The sequence below is a fragment of the Vibrio sp. 1F279 genome (genome assembly GCF_041439815.1).
Classification (GTDB): Bacteria; Pseudomonadota; Gammaproteobacteria; order Enterobacterales; family Vibrionaceae; genus Vibrio; species Vibrio tasmaniensis_A.
In genome coordinates this window covers 216,134-233,225 of the sequence record NZ_JBGOOU010000002.1, presented here as the reverse complement: position 1 = coordinate 233,225, position 17,092 = coordinate 216,134, and the positions used below count along the sequence as shown (strand labels likewise).

Here is a 17,092-nt window from a genome sequence, read left to right as displayed (position 1 = left end):
TTTACGGTATCGTAACCTAAACGATAAATAATAGAGTTTAATTATTCTTAGACACATCCAACTTATTCAGCAACGACGGAAAACCCCAACCGTTCTCACCTTCGACCACAGGTTCTCCGGTCAAATACTCAAACAGCGTTGGAGCCAAAGAGCCATTAGCTTCGATTTTCAGTTGCTGAGAGTTATCGCCAATTGGCGCTCCCCAGAATCCGATGAAGGCATCTTTCTCTAAGTAATCCTCACCAGCATGACGACCCGGCACCTTAGTGTTGTAACCAATTCCCGCTTTAGGGAACAAGTTAACCGTGCCAGCCCTATCTTCAAGGTAAATATTAGCCAGTTGATTCACTGAATCTGGTCGAGGCGTTGGTTGCGTCAATGAAGTCCACTCAGCACTGCTACACCACGTTGTCACATCCGCCTTAACCGCTCGATTAATACATTTTTCTACTAATAGAGAGTACTGTGAAAAATCAGCTTCGCTTGGTGATGCTAGGTATGGATTTAACCTTTGCGTATTGAGCAAAATCGGCGCTCGGTTCTCTTCCAATGACTCATAGAAAAGCTTGTCACCTTCACGTGTGATCAATTCATCGACCCGTTTTAAATCACGATTGCCAATCACACGAACAGCGCAACGTTGTTGATCACATGTGCTTTCTCTTACGACCATATACTCAAGACTTTCAGGCAAGCGTTGCGCTATCTGATTAATGATGTCGATATTCTGACCAGCTGGCGCTGCAATCGGAGACCACTGCGTGAGTTCTTGGTAAACCGGCTGAACCTGCCACCCTTTAGCCGAATTAAAGAAGTCCATCATAAAGTTACCACCAGCAGTAGAGGCGACCACCACATCCAATTCTTTCGAGCTTGGATAGCTTAGAGCATTGGTGATTTTAGGCCCTTCCCCCTCGTCTGAAGATATTTTCTTAACCACAATTGGATACTCTAGCTCTGCTTGTAAGCCTTCAAACACCTGCTTTTCGGGATTGAGCGCGTAGAACACCGGCGTTAAACCATGATCCCCGGCCATGCCCCATAGCGTTTTATCGTAAACGCCTGCACTGCGGTAGGTCGCTTCAATCTGGCGAATCCAATAGTCCAGTCGGTTGAGCTCTCCAGTCGGCATCAGAATTTCGTCACTAAAAGGACCGGTAAAGTGTGCGAAGTGATCCGGCCATGGGTTATAAACCAAGGTGTAGTCTGGCATCCCTTTTCCATCTAACTCGGCAAACTGAGTGATCGACTGTTTAACCTGAGTTCTCTTTGAAAACTTAGTGAAAAAATCAAAGCTAGATATAGACTGGTACGCTTCAATATCTTCTATCAAGGCTTGACGCTTTTCTTGCAAAACCACTTCGACTTCTGAACGTTCTTGAAGCTCTTTCACACAACGTTTCTCACCATAATCACGCAGTGACTCACCCAAGCCTAGGTTCACTAACCCATCATAAGTGGTATGAGCATTCCAATCGTATTGGGCGTTGCAGTTCAGCGTTTTAAGGTAATCAAGGCGATCAAACATGGTCTGCACCTTGTTGTTCGCCATCAACACATCCAACTGCAGGGCATCATTGCCGAAGAAGTAATAAGCTCGGTCGATCTCTCGGTCGACAAAGTGGAAATTAGGGATACCCGTTCCACCGTTACCAGACACTTTTGCACCCGTTTTGATGATAGGTAGGTTACGTACGCTGATTGTGGGAGTTGAAGAGATACCCACTCGGCTAATATTGTCTCGATGCTCTTGATAGAGCTTTTTGAAGAACGGAAGATAATTCGGATCACGGTAGGTTTGTTCAGACAGAACTTCCATGAAACTCACTTGTTGTTGATGCTCAGGCTCAATCACCGTTTCTAACTGAGGTTTGTATTGCGCTCGGTTTTTATGGTTCTGATAAGCCACCGAAATGAAAGGTGAATCTTCATCGACCAAACCTTCGATCAATCCTTGCTGTAAACCATCGACGGTCACTTGGACCGCAAAACGTTTTTGCTGTTGGGATTCTAAGAATTGAATGAGCGCATCAGGCTGGTCACTGAACGCTTGTTGCATCCAATCATCGAGCGCTTCTGCACGCTCTTCTTTAAACACAAATTGTCGATAAGCTTTAAGCAAGTTTAAGCGCACAAAATCAATGAGAGTGATGGTAAGAGCTTGTGCTTTGTTATTCGGCTTATCAGCGTTTTCTGGTTTGCCATCTTCTGCAATCGCCAGCATTGCAGACTTCATGTCGCCGTCATCCATTCCCAATGCCGCTTTACCGATCAAATCAACGATGATCGGTTGAATCTGAGCGATGATCGTTAGATCTTCAGGGCTATTGGTTAAGTATGTGTAATTCGCAGGGAGCGTGTCCATATCCTGCCAAACACCAATTTCGAATAACGCATCGTAGATAACCACCATGTTAGCAATGAACTGTTCATCGATACGAATACCTTCATGATGTCCCGTTGCTTCAGTCGAGGTATCTGGCTCGTGATGCTCTGAGGTTGGCTTATCTCCAACATGATAGAGGCTATGTTCAAAGCCCTTTAGCGCCTGCTTATCATAAACCGTCGACAAGTAAGATTTGAACACATCTTCACTGCCCAAGCCTGAATAGCGGTCGTAATAACTATAGAGAAAATAACCCAAAGGAATTGAGTACGTCGGGTTAGATAACTGAGCAACGACTCTGGCTTTGGTTTTGACATCTAAAGGGAGAGCGAGAATGTACGCATCTAATGTAACGCCACCAATGGTGAAAAGAGCTGCATCACGAGTGAGTTTGGCAGAATAACTTAGGCTTGAAAGCACCTGATTTTTCAACACTTCACTGGAGCTAAACACGCCACCAATGACGGGCGTTGTTGATATATCAGCGGCACTCGGAGCTGATGCAAGTGCCAACGATAAGGCACTGAATAAACTGGCGTAACTGCGAACGTGAGAATAAGAGCTCATCAAATTTCCTTTAGATCAACACACTTCTATAAATGCAGCGTATTGTTTCAGTTTGCATTTATTAGTCAACCTATGAAAACGTTTGTTTTCTGATTCGAAGAGCTCGAATACTCTTACAATCGCTTACCGCTACCGTCTTCCCACATCACTTCGCATTCGTCTTTAATGGCCGCTTTCAATAGTTCAACTAACGGGAAAGCTCGGCTACCGATATTAACAGGCGCTTCAACAACCGCTTCTTCACTGTCATCATCGGTATTTTCTTGTTCTACCTGCTTGCTCTGCTCAGCGGCGATCGCAGCACGCAAATTGCTTAACGCTTGAGAAACCTCTGAAGCATCAATTGCTCCTGGGATCGTGCCACTATGTCCAAGCATCTTAATGAACTGAAGACCGACTTCACCAAACATCGTGACGCTAGCATGAGCTTTGCAACTAAAGGTAATTAACATTATGAGCCTCTATCAAATTTAGGTATCTATAAACATTAGCTATCTACAAACTATGTTGAGTAACGTATTGGAAAGCAAGTAGATAATAGCCAAGTAACTTCCTGCAACTAGAACCTTGATTGTTTCACTCTCGGATACACCTGCACCGTTAGTGACGCGCATCACTATTTATTGTGAGTCACTCATCATTTAAATATGAAACCTTGATAGTAGTCACACTAAAAAGGTCACTAACACTCTGCTATGACTTTTATTTCATCTACTATTAACATCAATTATCAAAATCTTTGGCACAAATCACATGAAAAGGCTCGTCGGCAGACACCTAGAAGAAATGGCGGACATACGATCCACTCGCAAGCAAAAAATTGTCCACTCCTTTTCACTGGCTGCCGCTGCGTTATTCACATTCTACACTTGGGCTTACTTCCAAGGTCAGCATTACACGCTGTCAATTTTCGAACTGTGTTTTGCACTTATCGCTATCTCCAATGCATTTTACGTGAAAAAAGTCACTGCCGCTGAGTATTCAGAATTGATTCTAAGTGGTGTTCTGCTCGTTCAAGGAGTCATCCTATTCTTGTACAGTCACGCCATTCCCGAGCGGACACTCTGGCTCTACCCGATTTTGGCTGCCGTCATTTTCATAAACGATTTCAGAATTGGCATTATATTCAGTACCTCATTTTGTGTATTTATCAGCACCTTGATTACAGCGATGCCTAGCAGCTTTTCTTTACCTTTTAGCAGCTCACACCGGTTTATTCTTAGCTTATTTACAATGAGCTTGGTATGTCACACATCAGCTTATTACTACACAAAAGCCGTCAGTTATATTCAACGCCTATATAAAGAGGGGATTGAAGATCTGGCCTATAGAGACCAACTAACAGGCTTGGCAAACCGTTGGAGCTTTGAACGCTGGGCGACAGAAAAACTTGCGACAGTGGATAGTGAACGCTCACTGACTGCATTAGTTTTTTTGGACATAGATGACTTTAAAGGCATTAATGATAGCTACGGGCACGACGTCGGAGACAGTGTTTTGCGAATCGTTTAAGCAACAACATCCGAACCAGAGACAGGGTAAGTCATGAATACGATTATTCGATTGCGCGCTTTGCTGGAGATGAGTTTGTTTTGATGCTCTACGATGTACCAACTCGCAAAGATCTAGACGGTATTTTAGATCGGATTTGTGGGCTATTCGAAAGTGGTTGCCAGACAAACGAGAGAATCAAGGAATTGACACTCAGTGTTGGGGTTTCGTTGTACCCGCAAGATGCTCAAGAATTACATGAGCTGACGAGATGTGCTGATAAAGCGATGTATGTTGCCAAACATTCAGGAAAAAATCGATACGCTTATTATCACGATAATCCCGTATCGACCTTGATAGAAGAGCTACCAACGAACCTCGCCTTCTCAGAATCGGAATCATCTGAGCTTGAAGGTTGTCTTGAAGCGAAGGTCGAAGGGAGCAATGTTACGTTATTAAAAACGCGTCCACGCTAGCCTGCCATATACATGGCCCATAAACTCACTAAGCCAATAACAATAATCCAAACGACTTGTCGTACTAAATTTCGATTTTCGTTCTTAGATTTAGCAACGGTTTTAAAAGCGGCTTGCTTAGCCGAGTGTATAAAAGGCCCATCTGCCTGGTGCTTTCTAACACGGCGCTTAACCGCTTTATTCGCAACCTCTGTAAAACGCTGACCTTGCTCCGTTGTAAAATCGTTATCAAAGCCCATCCGACCTTGCCTTTCGCCATGTTTTTGCTGTACTGCCATAGCGGCCTCCTTGGCGGTCTGCTCTCTATTCAAGTATAGACATAATTTCATATTCTTACCTGTTCAAAATTTTCGAATAAGTCACTCAACACTGTGCCATCTTCTTTTTAAATCAAATTACATAAACTACAGCTATTCAAGTTTATGAGGATTTCAAAATGACGAGTGTAAGAGCAGTAGATCATGTGATTGCAGCACACGCTACCTCCGATGGTGATGGCGTAAAAATACAAAGACTCGCTGGTTTCAATAACACGCGTTTCTCTCCATTTTTAATGATTGATGAACTTAAGTCGGATGAAAGCAAAGATTATGTTGGCGGCTTTCCTCCACATCCTCACCGTGGGATAGAAACGCTCACTTACATGCTGCAAGGTCACTTCCAGCACAAAGACCACATGGGGAATGTTGGAGAGCTTCGCAGCGGTGGTGCACAGTGGATGGCCGCGGGTCGTGGTGTGATTCACAGCGAAATGCCAATGATGGAAGAAGGTGCACTGCATGGATTTCAGATTTGGATAAACCAACCTGCAACACACAAAATGCAACCAGCGCAATATCACGACTTCCAAAGTGAAAGCATCACGGAGCATCAAAGTGAACAAAATGGTTTATTGAGAGTTATTGCTGGTGTATTCGAACTGCATAACCTAGCTGACCATGATGTAGAGGCTTTACGGACGCAAGGTCCACTGCAACAAACAGGTGTGCCGTTAAGCGTGGCGGATTGGCGATCTCATTCTGGGCAAAAAATAACATTAGGGATAAATGTTAATCACAATGCCATGACTTACGTGTACCGAGGCAGTCTTAAGATCGGCGACAAAGTCATCAACCAAGGTCAACTTGCGTTACTCACTAAAGCTGACTTGCTGTCTTTGAGTAGTTTAGAAAATTCAGGTGTACTGATTTTTTCTGGTGAGCCGATTAATGAACCTGTTGTGCACTATGGTCCGTTTGTCATGAACTCGATGGAAGAAATTGAACAGACGATTCAGGACTACAACAATGGCCTTTTTGAGACTTACTAATTGACGACGTCTTTGCGCTTTTAGCTTTGAATTGAAGTTAAAGATTGAAGATTGAAGATTGAAGATTGAAGAGATTTTGCAACGAACAACAATTTGGTCATCCATTTGATGACTGTAAAAACAAGTGACACTATCCACTGCCGGTTATTATCACTTATTTAACCACGCTCCTAGAGCGTGGTTTTTTTCTATTAAGCCATAGATAAACGATACTCTGGTTGAACGAACTCAGGCCTTCCTACAAGTATTCACACAGGTAAGCTATCGCTTCTTTAACCTGTAAATCGAATGAAGAGTCACCCGCAACGTCAAAAGACTCACCAGATTGGAATGTCGTCCAATCGTCATCGCCAACACGCTTTACAATTAAAGCACCTTTAACAACAGTCATCTTTTCCGGAGCTGCAGTACCGAATGTGTATTCACCAGCGGCCATCACACCAACACTCACATCAGCACCAGACTGGTTAAACGCTAACGACTTAACACCGCCTTCAAAGTATGTATTTTCTTTAATCATTGTACTTCCTTGTTATCTCAAAATTGCATTACTAGGCTCAACGAATAAGCCTATGCGTAAATTTAGGTGCTAATTGTTTTAACCAATTCGAGACTGTCCTACAAGAAATAAATGAATATAGCTTAGGATCTGTTGACCTTTCGAAGTTAAATTTCGTTCGAGATGAAATCATTTTAGGCGTGGCATTGGGTATACAACCTAATCATTCTAAGTAAATATTCCTTAACAAAGCATGAAGACTGAATGTGTGGGTAAAAAATCACTGAGGCAGTTTGATTCAAAAGAACATTCGATCCTGCTTCTAACTCTTATAAGAACCTTTGCAACCTATCGTTTTATTTTATAGAATCATCACCAGTATGAGTAACTAAAATGAAGAGATAATGGCTAAAAATACCACGAAAAGCAGCGATATATTGGCCAATTCGTTACTCTACGCCTTCTTAATGGCTGGCTTTATGATTGCCCTCACCGTCGGCTATTTCGGCTACCAAGCCTACCAAAAATCTGTAAGCCCAAGTAACGTCCATGGCACATGGATCGAGATTGGTGCTCCACCTTACAAAACAGATATTCTTACACTTTCCGATGATGGTGTGATGATGAACTATCGTTTCATCAGTACCTCGTTTGATTTTGATGGTAACGATGTCACGATCAACACAGGTTCAGGCCCAACGATTTATACCATTAGCGGTACCTATAATTCACCTCGTTTAAAGCGATTAGTGCCTAACACACCATCCAAACAATTCATAAAAGAAGGGTATGAAGATACTGTAGCGGGTGAGACTCAAGGACTCATGCAGCAACGACGCTCAGTATTAGCTGAACAATTCAAAAAATAATACTTTCAACAGCGCTTTGTTTAGTAACCCCTCTTACATCAATACTACCTGCCCCTTACAAGCACCGGTATGACGAGCTTAAGATTGTGATGCCGCTTCAGTTTGCGATATTTAATAATAGCTTACCGCACTTTTTCATAACTTCATGTCGTGTAATTTCACTTATGAGACTTTCCTTCTGAGTGCGGTTTATTTTATAAAACATGGACTCAGCCTCTCATTCATTAAGCAACAGAATTGTAACAAGATACAATTTTTTAGTTGTCCATCGAAAACGGATTTATTTTCAGTCATGAAATTAAAACTCTCTCGAATACTGACGGGGAAGCTCCTTCAAAACTGACGGGAGCCGATTCTAGGACCACTTGGTTCTAAACCTTCAAGGAATGAGAGAAATAGTATGATTCGTATAAACACCTGTGCTGCGAGTATTGCTCTAGCGCTATCTGGTACAGCATTGGCCGCGCCAACAGCACCTAGCATTGATATGTACGGTTCCAACAACCTACAGTTTTCTAAAATTGAACTCGCGATGGAAACCACCTCTGGCTACAACCAGATGGTTAAATATCACGATAAAGCAAAAGTCGACGTTAAGTTCAACCAATGGAGCGGAACGTCAGGAAACACGTACAACATCTACTTTGATGGCGTTAAAGTAGCCACAGGCCCAATCACTGGCAGCCAAACCACGGCTTCATTCGAATACGGCCAAGGCGGCTTATTCGATATGGAAATCGAAGCGTGTGACGAAACAGGTTGTAGCAAAAGCGCACCCGCTAAAATCACGATTGCCGATACCGATGGATCACACCTAGCACCACTTGCGATGAATGTGGATCCAAACAACAAGTCATACAACACAGACCCAAACACGGTAGTCGGTACTTACTTTGTTGAGTGGGGCATCTATGGCCGTGATTACACAGTCGATAACCTACCTGCTGACAATTTGACCCATATCCTTTATGGCTTCATCCCAATTTGTGGTCCTAACGAATCAGTAAAATCAGTGGGCGGCAACAGTTACAACGCACTCATGACAGCATGTCAGGGCGTTAACGATTACGAAGTGGTGATTCACGACCCTTGGGCGGCTTTCCAAAAGAGCTTCCCGCAAGCGGGTCATGAATACAGCTCCCCTATCAAGGGCAACTACGCAATGTTGATGGCGCTAAAACAGCGTAACCCTGATTTGAAGATCATCCCATCGATTGGTGGTTGGACGCTGTCTGACCCATTCTTCGACTTCACAACTAAAGCTAACCGAGACACCTTCATTGCATCGGTTAAGAAATTCCTTAACACGTGGAAATTCTACGATGGTGTAGATATTGACTGGGAGTTCCCTGGTGGAGGCGGTGCGGCGCCAGACCTTGGTGACCCTGTGAATGATGGCCCAGCTTACATTGCACTGATGGCAGAACTGCGCGTTATGTTGGATGAGCTAGAAGCGGAGAACGGCCGTACTTACGAGCTAACTTCTGCGATTGGTGTCGGTCACGACAAGATCGAAGACGTGAACTATGGTGAAGCAATCCAATACATGGATTACATCTTCGCAATGACTTACGACTTCTACGGCGGTTGGAACAACGTGTTAGGCCACCAAACAGCACTGAACTGCGGTAACTTCATGCGCCCGGGTCAATGTGATGGTACAGGCCTTGATGAAAATGGCGAACAGTACACAGGCCCAGCCTACACTACAGACAACGGCATCCAATTGCTTCTTGCGCAAGGCGTTCCAGCGAACAAACTTGTGGTTGGTACAGCAATGTACGGTCGTGGTTGGGAGGGCGTATTACCGTCATCACTTTCAGATCCTAGCGATCCAATGACAGGCGTGGGTAATGGCAAACTAACCGGCAGCTCTGCGCAAGGCGTATGGGAAGATGGCGTTATTGACTACAAAGGCATAAAAGCGAACATGCTTGGTGCAAACAACCAAGGCATCAACGGCTTTGAATATGGCTACGACGAAATGGCAGAAGCGCCTTACGTTTGGAACCGTACTTCAGGCAAGTTGATCACATTTGATGATGACCGCTCAGTGAAAGCAAAAGGCGCATACGTTCGTAGCCTTGGCCTTGCGGGTCTATTCTCTTGGGAAATTGATGCGGATAACGGCGATATTCTGAATGCGATGCATGAAGGTCTAGCAGGTGGAACTACTGACCCTGTAAACCGTAAACCAACCGCAGCAGCGGGCGCAGACAAATCAGTTGAAGGCCCAGCGTCTGTCTCTCTAGACGGTAGCACTTCAAAAGACAGCGACGGTACGATTGCGAGCTATGCTTGGTCACAAGTAAGCGGAACAGCCGTAACTCTGGCCAACGCGAATGCGGCTGTTGCAAGCTTCGATGTGGTTGAAGTAGCACAACAAGAAACACTGACCTTTAGCCTAACCGTGACTGACAACGAAGGTGCTACGTCCACCGACACCGTTGTGGTAACGGTAAACCCTAAAGACACAGGTCCAGTTAATACCGCTCCAGTAGCTGTGGTTACGGCTCCGACTGAAGTGAATGCGGGTGATGTAGTCGTGGTTGATGCTTCGGCTTCGAGCGATGCAGACCAAGACACACTGACCTTCACATGGGATGTACCTGCTGGTATTGATGCAACAGTTCAAGGCGCTTCAGTAAGCTTTGTGGCGGCGGAATACACGCAAGACACGGTACTGAACTTCTCTGTGACAGTGAGTGATGGTACAGATACATCAGTCGCGGCTACTTCAGTGAAAGTCCTGAAGAAAACCACAGGCGGCGGTACGTGTACTAACGCTTGGGATTCAGGCGCGGTATACACTGGCGGCGACCAAGTGACTCAAGGCGGTAAAGTTTGGGAAGCGAAGTGGTGGACAACAGGTGAAGATCCAACAACGACAGGCCAATGGGGCGTGTGGAAAGAGATCGGTCCAGCAAGCTGCTAACTAAAAATAGTGCTTAGTTAAATACTGACTAAGCATCAACTAAATCCCTAAATCAAAGGCCAACCAGAGAATATCTGGTTGGCCTTTTTATTATTTGTTTTCTTAACTGGCGTTCTACTGACTTGCGCTCGTTAAGCTTAGCCAATCAAGTTATCAAAGCTCTCGAACACTTGCGGGCACTTCATCACTCGTCCGTGGCCTTGACCTTGAGTCGCGATTAAGGTGACACGATCCATTTCATAGGCTGCACGCTTCGACACATCAAACTTAGTAAACTTATCTTGCTCATCATGAACAATGATAGTTTGAGACTCACGAAGCGCTAGCTTTCCATAAGGATCAACAGATTGAATCGGGTAGTTAAATTGCTCTTCTACTTCTCCGACTACCGCCTCAAACAGTTTCATTGAGTAACCAGAACGAGCAACACTGCCAAATAGGTTTTCTAGATAATCCAATACAGGTGCAATCAGCAACAGCGGCTTGTTTTCCAATTTAACGTGCTTACATTCCAATGCAGAAGCCGTACCCATGCTGTGACCGACCAAACCTGCTACCTCTCCCACTGAATCGAGAATGGCTTCAAGACCGTTCACAAATGCAGGGATATGACCATGTACCCCATCGCTACCACCATGAGCAGGATGATCGTAAGCTAGAGCCGTAAAACCTTTGGCTGCAATATGTTCCATTAAAGGGAAAAACTGACTCGCGGTGCCAGACCAACCATGAGTCAGCACCCAAACTGGACCGGTACCCAAAGAATACGTTTTTAAGACGCCATCACGACCTTTGATTTCACTCTTGATAAGCCCTTGCGGATCGGCATTTTTCTGCTCGGTACGCATTGGAGTGAGCAGCAGTTTACGCGCAGTTTTCTTCGCATGACTTGGCGCTAAAATGTAGTGCAGATTGGTTGTAGCGCCAATCAAGCTACGCTTGAAGCTAAATTTGTTCGATGTATTGAAATAAATTTTGTCACTCATGACCGTTCCTTGTATCGCCATCATTGTTGGCGGATCGAGCTCGGCCCTAAAATCGAACGACCGTGCTATTTGCTGATATAAAAAATGGCGCTGCTACTTATAGACGTTTATCGTAGCTTTCCGCCATTTCTCTTAAAATTATTTGTCACTGTTACCTAGCTTAACTTACCTAAGCAATGCTCCGCTTAAAAACGAATTAAGCGACTTTCCAGCTAGCGATTAAGCGCTCGACACCACTCCAAAAATGGGTGTGGCTCGCTTGTTGGCCACGTAACGAGTAGAACAAGTTCGCACTCAAATAAAGGCCATATAACTCAAAGGTTGCCTGTTTTGGATCTAAATCGGCCCTGAACTGTTTGCTCTCAACCGCTTTCGCTACCTGAATCGTCAAGTAATCAATCCACACTGAAATGGTTTTCTGCAGTGCCTTCTGAATCACAGACGTTTCGCTGCCTGCATCTTTCCAAGCATCAATAAACATACAGCTGCCTTGGAATGAATGATTCCAACCCAACCAATTGTCGAGCAACTGTTTCAATTTAGCTTCGATATCACCATCCCCCAGCTCTCTTGCGGGAATAATGACTCTCTCAGTGAATATGGCGTTGGAGTACTCGAGTACAGAGAGTTGCAGGTTCTCTTTAGAGTTGAAGTGCGCAAACAATCCACTCTTAGACATGCCACACTGCTTGGCTAACTCGCCAATCGTCAAACTCTCAAGCCCATTCTCACTCGCAAGTGCAAATGCATGGCTCAAAATATACTCTTTAGTTATCTTTCCCTTGCTCATTATTCACCAATAATAAATCTCATGCTTCATTTTTAGCACGTTCGTTCTTTTTTGCAATTTTTATTTGCAAAACACTTATTTTGTTTTCTCTGATGTCAGAAACTGTGGAAAAATGCGACAGTATTCAAAGGAAATTGAAATCGACTAACAAAGGAAAAACAATGAACACACTTTGGGAACAGTTTGCGTTTTCGGCGTCGGTAACAGGCCCTATCTGTTTAATGCTGTTTCTTGGTGTGATGCTCAAGCGAATTGGCTTGATCAATGATAATTTCATTGATGTCGCGTCCAAGGTGGTATTTCAAGTAACCCTACCCGCGATGCTATTTCTTAGTATTGTTCAATCAAATCACAATTTTTCAGCCAGTAGCGCGTTAGTTGCCTTTGGCGTCATCGCTAACTTTGTTTTTTTCTTGTTCACGATTTTCTCAACCAAGTTGGTATTCAAAAACTCTAAAGATCAAGGTGTGATCATCCAAGGGGGATTCCGCGCTAATACCGCGATCATCGGCCTCGCCTACGTGGCTAATATTTATGGCAACCAAGGCGTGGCATTGGCTGCTATCTATGTCGCATCTCTGACCGTGCTGTATAACATTCAAGCCGTGATAGCACTGACACCCAAAGGCAAAGACACCGGCGCTAAAGCCATTAAAGTGATCGCCAAGTCCATCACCAAAAACCCGTTAATCATCGCTATTTTCTTAGCAGTCGTCTTCTATGCACTTTCAATTCCCATTCCAAAAATGGTGACTGATGCTGGGCAATACTTTGCCAACATGACTTTGCCTTTGGCTCTACTTTGTACTGGTGGTTCTCTAGATATTAGTTCGCTTAAACAAGAAAAGTTGCCTACGTGGTTCGCCTCTAGTTACAAGTTAATCGCCTCACCTTTACTGACTACACTGGCTGGTTGGTACTTAGGGTTTGAAGGGCTCGATCTCGGACTTATCTTCTTGATGAGCGCAGCACCAACGGCAGCGGCAAGCTATGTTATGGCGCGTGCGATGGGAGGAAACTCAACACTCGCGGCTAACATCATCGCTCTTACTACTGTTGTTTCTCTTATCACTTGTACACTAGGTATATTTGCACTCACTGCAATGGATTTAATATAGCTGCGACAAGCTTCAAAAAACCGACACAAGCCTTGAAACAAAGGTCATAAGCCTTGATTTAGGACTAACTGGTTGGGCATAAAGGCTGCTAGATTTCGTAAAAATTTTACTGAGAGATCTGATATGTCTTCCGTTCAACATACGCCTTCACAACACATCGCCAGTATCGAGTTAGGCAGAGTGATTGCTATCTTGGCGATCATTGGTTTGCACGGCCAAATGGCACTCACTTATTGGCAAATAGATGAAGTGCCTTGGATCGGTTATGTGCTCAACCAAACCGCTCGTTTTGCCGTGCCTCTGTTTTTCCTAATTTCCGGTTATCTTATTCAGCCCAAGTTGACTGCATCCCCGTGGCAAACCGTCATTAATTATTCTAAACCACTGCTTAAAGTATGGTTGGCATGGAGCATCATTTGCTTAGTGATGCCATTCAACCTCGCGAAGGTAGAAGAGTTTGGCTACCTAGGTGAGCGCCAAGGCTATTGGGGTTTCTTAATGAACACGCCACTTAACTCTTTCTTAGAGGGTGGATTGGTTCATTTATGGTTTATTCCCGCTCTCGTATGTGCCGTTTTGATCATTGCTTTGATCGTCGAAATGAAACTCGACAAACTGCTATTACCAGCGGCTATTGTACTTTACGTTTATGGTGTTTTAGCGGGCAGCTACGCAACGCTAACCGGGTTAGAAGCACCCTTCTTCACGCGTAATGGCCCGTTCTTTAGCACGTTAATGGTGACCTTAGGTTTCCTTATTCGTCAGAATCAATGGAAAGTGTCATCAACTAAAGCGTTGGGGCTATTAGCGTTAGGCATGTTGATTCACTTTGCTGAGGCGGCATGGCTCACCACGTTCGACGTCGGATTCAACATGAATGATTTCTTGTTTGGCACGGCGCTATGGGGGATGGGCGTGTTTATGTGGCTTTTGGCTAATCCAAACATGGGTAACTACGCTTGGGTTCGTGCCATTTCAAATCGCATGCTGGGTATCTACGTCAGCCATTTACTGATCATTATTTTGCTATTCAATGTCTGCGGAGTATTGGGCATCACTGAACTCGCTAAAGACATTACCGTGTTCTTCGGCACCTTTACCCTGAGCTTTATATTGATCGCTGGTATAGAAAAAACGCCACTGCGCCACTGGTTACTTCGTTAGTGCTCATCTAGCCAACGACGCATTACAGGCCTAGTGACAATCCTCAGTCTGTAATTTGCCTTGATGCAACATTCTTTTATGCAACGAGGTTCGCCTTGCCAGTGAAAGCACTAACTCGCTTTCACTGGCAACTTTAAACTCCAACATCCCTTTCCCTCTTATGCGTTACTCTCTTTTAACCACTGACGTGGTGACACACCCGATACATGCTGAAATGCGCGTGAGAAACCTGAATAACTGCTGTAACCGACTTCATCGGAAATCCAGTTGATGGGCTTATTTTGCAGTAGCAGAGATTGAGCAACGGAAACGCGCCACTTTTGCACGTAATCTCCCGGTGTTTCACCCACCTCACGCTTAAACGCCTCAATAAACTGAGTACGAGACATCGCAGCCAATGACGCCATTTCCGCAACCGAAAAGTGACGAGCGGGCAACTGGTGAATAGCCGTCACCACAGCAGCAAGCCTTGGGTGTGCAAGAGCAGAGAAAACGCCGCTATCGATTTTTTGCTGTTCAATGAGATGACGAAAAATCAACGCCATCAACGCATCACTCAACTTGTCCATTAGGTATTGCTGCCCTGACGATTGTTGTCCTGAAGATGCTTGCCCCGACTCTCGAAACAGCACCTCAATCACAGGCATTAAGTTCGGTGCATCTTCAAACGGAATCACTATCATGTCGGGCAGAGCCGATAATAAAGGATTCATCTGCCCTGAACGATACTCCACGTTCGCACACACAAGCTCAGCACCTTCTCCCACACCTTCAATTACATGTGGTGTGCTATTCGGCAGATAAATAATACAGGGCTGAGAAAGCTGCCTGCATTCCATATGAGCACCAGATAAGGTCAACTCCCCCGCTCTCAATACGTGAAGGTGCCCTTCTTTGCCTTGTTGCGCGTTAAATGACGACACCCCACACAGGTTTCCAGAATAGAAAACGCCAGTGCGTATCGAGAAGTGTTCCATTAATTGTGACAGCAGATCCATGCACCCTCCGAACGATTCGCTTAGTTTTTAGTTCTTTTGTCCCTCTATAGACCGGACGAGTGGGCTAAATTATTTCAAACAAGATAACCAACACTGACAAGGAACTTGATATGTCACACATGAAATCGACCAGTCAAAAAATCACTCTATTGGCCGCGTTACTAGGAACCAGCTTTTCGTTAATGGCAGCAGACCTTGATATGAGTGTCGACAACAATGATCTCGCCATTAAAGGTTATGACCCTGTTGCTTACTTTGCCAATGAGGGGCCAGTTAAAGGCACATCTGAATTCACAGCGACTTATAAGAATGCGATTTATAACTTTGTGAGCAGTGAAAACCGAGATGAATTCCGATCTAACCCATCGGCTTATGCACCTCAATATGGTGGCTATTGTGCCTTTGGTGTGGCAATGGGTAAGAAATTTGAAACGGACCCACTAGCTTGGAAAGTAGAAGGTGGGAAGCTGTACTTAAACTTAGATAAGTCAGTTCAAAAGCGTTGGCTGGAGAATACGCAAGAATTCATCCAAGACGCCAACAGCAATTGGACCACTATAAAAACCGTGGAAGCCTACAAGCTTTAAGTTCTAAGAGCTAGGTTCTAGCCTTCAACGTTTATCCTTTGCCCACTAACAAAACGGAAGCGACCGAACGCTTCCGTTTTGATTTTCACGGCTCAAATACAAATAAGCAGCCAATTATTGATAACACCAAGATAACAGCGATGTAACGCTCAAATCAGAGATAAATCAGTGCGATTTCAGCACGAATCAAAACCATTTTTATTCTATACTCCTAAAGATAAGCTTTTCTTTTCATGGAAGAATAATGATATTACTTAGGATTTTAGCAATCGGACTCTATGCTTTATCAACACTGACTTACGCTGCTCCATGGCAGTTCGTAAAAAGTGAAGATGGCATCATCATTGATAAGAGACCTCACACTGAAGGCTTGGTAGAAATACGAGCACAAATGCAAACGCCCACCACTTATTCTGGTTTTTTGCTGTTATTGGAAGACAGCGCGAACGTGCCAAACTGGATAGATAACGTATCGGAAAGTCGTGTTTTGATGCAGATATCTGAGGATGAAAATATCGTCTATACCCAGTTCAAAGCGCCTTGGCCTGCCAGAGATCGCGATATGGTGACCTACTCAAAATACAGCATCGAGGATGGGCAGTTTGTCTTGTCGATCAAGGATGCGTCTGATTATTTGACGAAAGAGTCGGGGTACATTCGAATTTATGATGTAGATGCCTTATGGACCCTGCAACCGCTGACAAATGGTAATACCTATATCACCTATACCGCTTACGCGAACGCAGGTGGCATCCTGCCAAATTGGTTAATGAACAAATTATCGATTGATAGTGCACTGAGCACGTTTAAAGGACTAAAAGAACAATTACAGAAGTACCAAGGCCAGCAGCACCCTAACCTGCCAAGTGAATCTCGCTAGCGATACCAGTCGATGGGTAGATAACTAGGTGGCGAAG

The 17,092-nt window shown here is 44.4% G+C and carries 14 protein-coding genes and 1 pseudogene; 8 read left to right on the top strand and 7 right to left on the bottom strand.

The window, feature by feature from the left end; all coding sequences use genetic code 11:
- Positions 1-37: 37 nt before the first annotated feature.
- Both ACED60_RS02835 and ACED60_RS02830 read right to left on the bottom strand, forming a co-directional pair.
- Positions 38-2,953: an alkaline phosphatase family protein gene (locus ACED60_RS02835; protein WP_371726891.1), complete on the bottom strand. Its 2,916-nt coding sequence runs from the start codon at positions 2,951-2,953 to the stop codon at positions 38-40.
- 113 nt (positions 2,954-3,066) lie between these two features.
- Positions 3,067-3,405 (bottom strand): DUF1840 domain-containing protein, encoded by a 339-nt coding sequence (locus ACED60_RS02830; RefSeq protein ID WP_135383472.1) that lies wholly within the window; start codon positions 3,403-3,405, stop codon positions 3,067-3,069.
- Positions 3,406-3,739: 334 nt separating this feature from the next.
- Here ACED60_RS02830 and ACED60_RS02825 point away from each other — a divergent pair.
- A pseudogene (locus ACED60_RS02825) lies at positions 3,740-4,920 on the top strand (GGDEF domain-containing protein).
- Here the strand turns inward: ACED60_RS02825 and ACED60_RS02820 are convergent.
- A complete protein-coding gene (locus tag ACED60_RS02820) occupies positions 4,917-5,198 on the bottom strand; it encodes a hypothetical protein (protein WP_009846127.1) in 282 nt (93 codons plus the stop codon). The pseudogene ACED60_RS02825 and the gene ACED60_RS02820 sit on opposite strands and share 4 nt — an antisense overlap.
- A 158-nt stretch (positions 5,199-5,356) precedes the next feature.
- Here ACED60_RS02820 and ACED60_RS02815 point away from each other — a divergent pair, with 158 nt between their 5' ends.
- Entirely contained in the window at positions 5,357-6,229 is an 873-nt protein-coding gene (locus ACED60_RS02815; protein WP_371726890.1) for a pirin family protein, read from the top strand.
- A gap of 238 nt (positions 6,230-6,467) precedes the next feature.
- Here ACED60_RS02815 and ACED60_RS02810 read toward each other — a convergent pair whose 3' ends face one another.
- A complete protein-coding gene (locus ACED60_RS02810) occupies positions 6,468-6,749 on the bottom strand; it encodes a pyrimidine/purine nucleoside phosphorylase (protein WP_371726889.1) in 282 nt (93 codons plus the stop codon).
- A 383-nt stretch (positions 6,750-7,132) separates the two neighbouring features.
- Here ACED60_RS02810 and ACED60_RS02805 point away from each other — a divergent pair, with 383 nt between their 5' ends.
- Entirely contained in the window at positions 7,133-7,597 is a 465-nt protein-coding gene (locus tag ACED60_RS02805; protein ID WP_371726888.1) for a DUF2850 domain-containing protein, read from the top strand.
- A gap of 400 nt (positions 7,598-7,997) precedes the next feature.
- Positions 7,998-10,532 (top strand): glycosyl hydrolase family 18 protein, encoded by a 2,535-nt coding sequence (locus ACED60_RS02800; protein ID WP_371726887.1) that lies wholly within the window; start codon positions 7,998-8,000, stop codon positions 10,530-10,532.
- Positions 10,533-10,669: 137 nt separating this feature from the next.
- Here the strand turns inward: ACED60_RS02800 and ACED60_RS02795 are convergent, their stop codons facing one another.
- Together ACED60_RS02795 and ACED60_RS02790 are read right to left on the bottom strand one after the other, a co-directional pair.
- A complete protein-coding gene (locus ACED60_RS02795) occupies positions 10,670-11,518 on the bottom strand; it encodes an alpha/beta hydrolase (protein ID WP_065679369.1) in 849 nt (282 codons plus the stop codon).
- 196 nt (positions 11,519-11,714) lie between these two features.
- Complete coding sequence (locus ACED60_RS02790; RefSeq protein WP_102351893.1) at positions 11,715-12,308, bottom strand: TetR/AcrR family transcriptional regulator; 594 nt, start codon at positions 12,306-12,308, stop codon at positions 11,715-11,717.
- Between the two features lie 161 nt (positions 12,309-12,469).
- Between ACED60_RS02790 and ACED60_RS02785 the strand changes: the two genes are divergently transcribed.
- Positions 12,470-13,426: an AEC family transporter gene (locus ACED60_RS02785; RefSeq protein WP_371726886.1), complete on the top strand. Its 957-nt coding sequence runs from the start codon at positions 12,470-12,472 to the stop codon at positions 13,424-13,426.
- A gap of 123 nt (positions 13,427-13,549) precedes the next feature.
- Complete coding sequence (locus ACED60_RS02780; RefSeq protein ID WP_371726884.1) at positions 13,550-14,590, top strand: acyltransferase; 1,041 nt, start codon at positions 13,550-13,552, stop codon at positions 14,588-14,590.
- 158 nt (positions 14,591-14,748) lie between these two features.
- Here ACED60_RS02780 and ACED60_RS02775 read toward each other — a convergent pair whose 3' ends face one another.
- Complete coding sequence (locus tag ACED60_RS02775) at positions 14,749-15,588, bottom strand: cupin domain-containing protein (protein ID WP_371726883.1); 840 nt, start codon at positions 15,586-15,588, stop codon at positions 14,749-14,751.
- A 110-nt stretch (positions 15,589-15,698) separates the two neighbouring features.
- On the opposite strand from ACED60_RS02775, the gene ACED60_RS02770 reads away from it, so the two are divergent.
- On the top strand, positions 15,699-16,175 hold the full coding sequence (locus ACED60_RS02770; RefSeq protein ID WP_009846117.1) for a YHS domain-containing (seleno)protein: 477 nt from the start codon (positions 15,699-15,701) through the stop codon (positions 16,173-16,175).
- 244 nt (positions 16,176-16,419) lie between these two features.
- Positions 16,420-17,055: an START domain-containing protein gene (locus tag ACED60_RS02765; protein ID WP_371709979.1), complete on the top strand. Its 636-nt coding sequence runs from the start codon at positions 16,420-16,422 to the stop codon at positions 17,053-17,055.
- Positions 17,056-17,092 lie beyond the last annotated feature (37 nt).

Excerpts from the sequence above, each read along its gene's own strand:
- ACED60_RS02835 (WP_371726891.1), bottom strand. The coding sequence starts at position 2,953 with ATGAGCTCTTATTCTCACGTTCGCAGTTACGCCAGTTTATTCAGTGCC.
- ACED60_RS02830 (WP_135383472.1), bottom strand. The coding sequence starts at position 3,405 with ATGTTAATTACCTTTAGTTGCAAAGCTCATGCTAGCGTCACGATGTTT.
- ACED60_RS02820 (WP_009846127.1), bottom strand. The coding sequence starts at position 5,198 with ATGGCAGTACAGCAAAAACATGGCGAAAGGCAAGGTCGGATGGGCTTT.
- ACED60_RS02815 (WP_371726890.1), top strand. The coding sequence starts at position 5,357 with ATGACGAGTGTAAGAGCAGTAGATCATGTGATTGCAGCACACGCTACC.
- ACED60_RS02810 (WP_371726889.1), bottom strand. The coding sequence starts at position 6,749 with ATGATTAAAGAAAATACATACTTTGAAGGCGGTGTTAAGTCGTTAGCG.
- ACED60_RS02805 (WP_371726888.1), top strand. The coding sequence starts at position 7,133 with ATGGCTAAAAATACCACGAAAAGCAGCGATATATTGGCCAATTCGTTA.
- ACED60_RS02800 (WP_371726887.1), top strand. The coding sequence starts at position 7,998 with ATGATTCGTATAAACACCTGTGCTGCGAGTATTGCTCTAGCGCTATCT.
- ACED60_RS02795 (WP_065679369.1), bottom strand. The coding sequence starts at position 11,518 with ATGAGTGACAAAATTTATTTCAATACATCGAACAAATTTAGCTTCAAG.
- ACED60_RS02790 (WP_102351893.1), bottom strand. The coding sequence starts at position 12,308 with ATGAGCAAGGGAAAGATAACTAAAGAGTATATTTTGAGCCATGCATTT.
- ACED60_RS02785 (WP_371726886.1), top strand. The coding sequence starts at position 12,470 with ATGAACACACTTTGGGAACAGTTTGCGTTTTCGGCGTCGGTAACAGGC.
- ACED60_RS02780 (WP_371726884.1), top strand. The coding sequence starts at position 13,550 with ATGTCTTCCGTTCAACATACGCCTTCACAACACATCGCCAGTATCGAG.
- ACED60_RS02775 (WP_371726883.1), bottom strand. The coding sequence starts at position 15,588 with ATGGATCTGCTGTCACAATTAATGGAACACTTCTCGATACGCACTGGC.
- ACED60_RS02770 (WP_009846117.1), top strand. The coding sequence starts at position 15,699 with ATGTCACACATGAAATCGACCAGTCAAAAAATCACTCTATTGGCCGCG.
- ACED60_RS02765 (WP_371709979.1), top strand. The coding sequence starts at position 16,420 with ATGATATTACTTAGGATTTTAGCAATCGGACTCTATGCTTTATCAACA.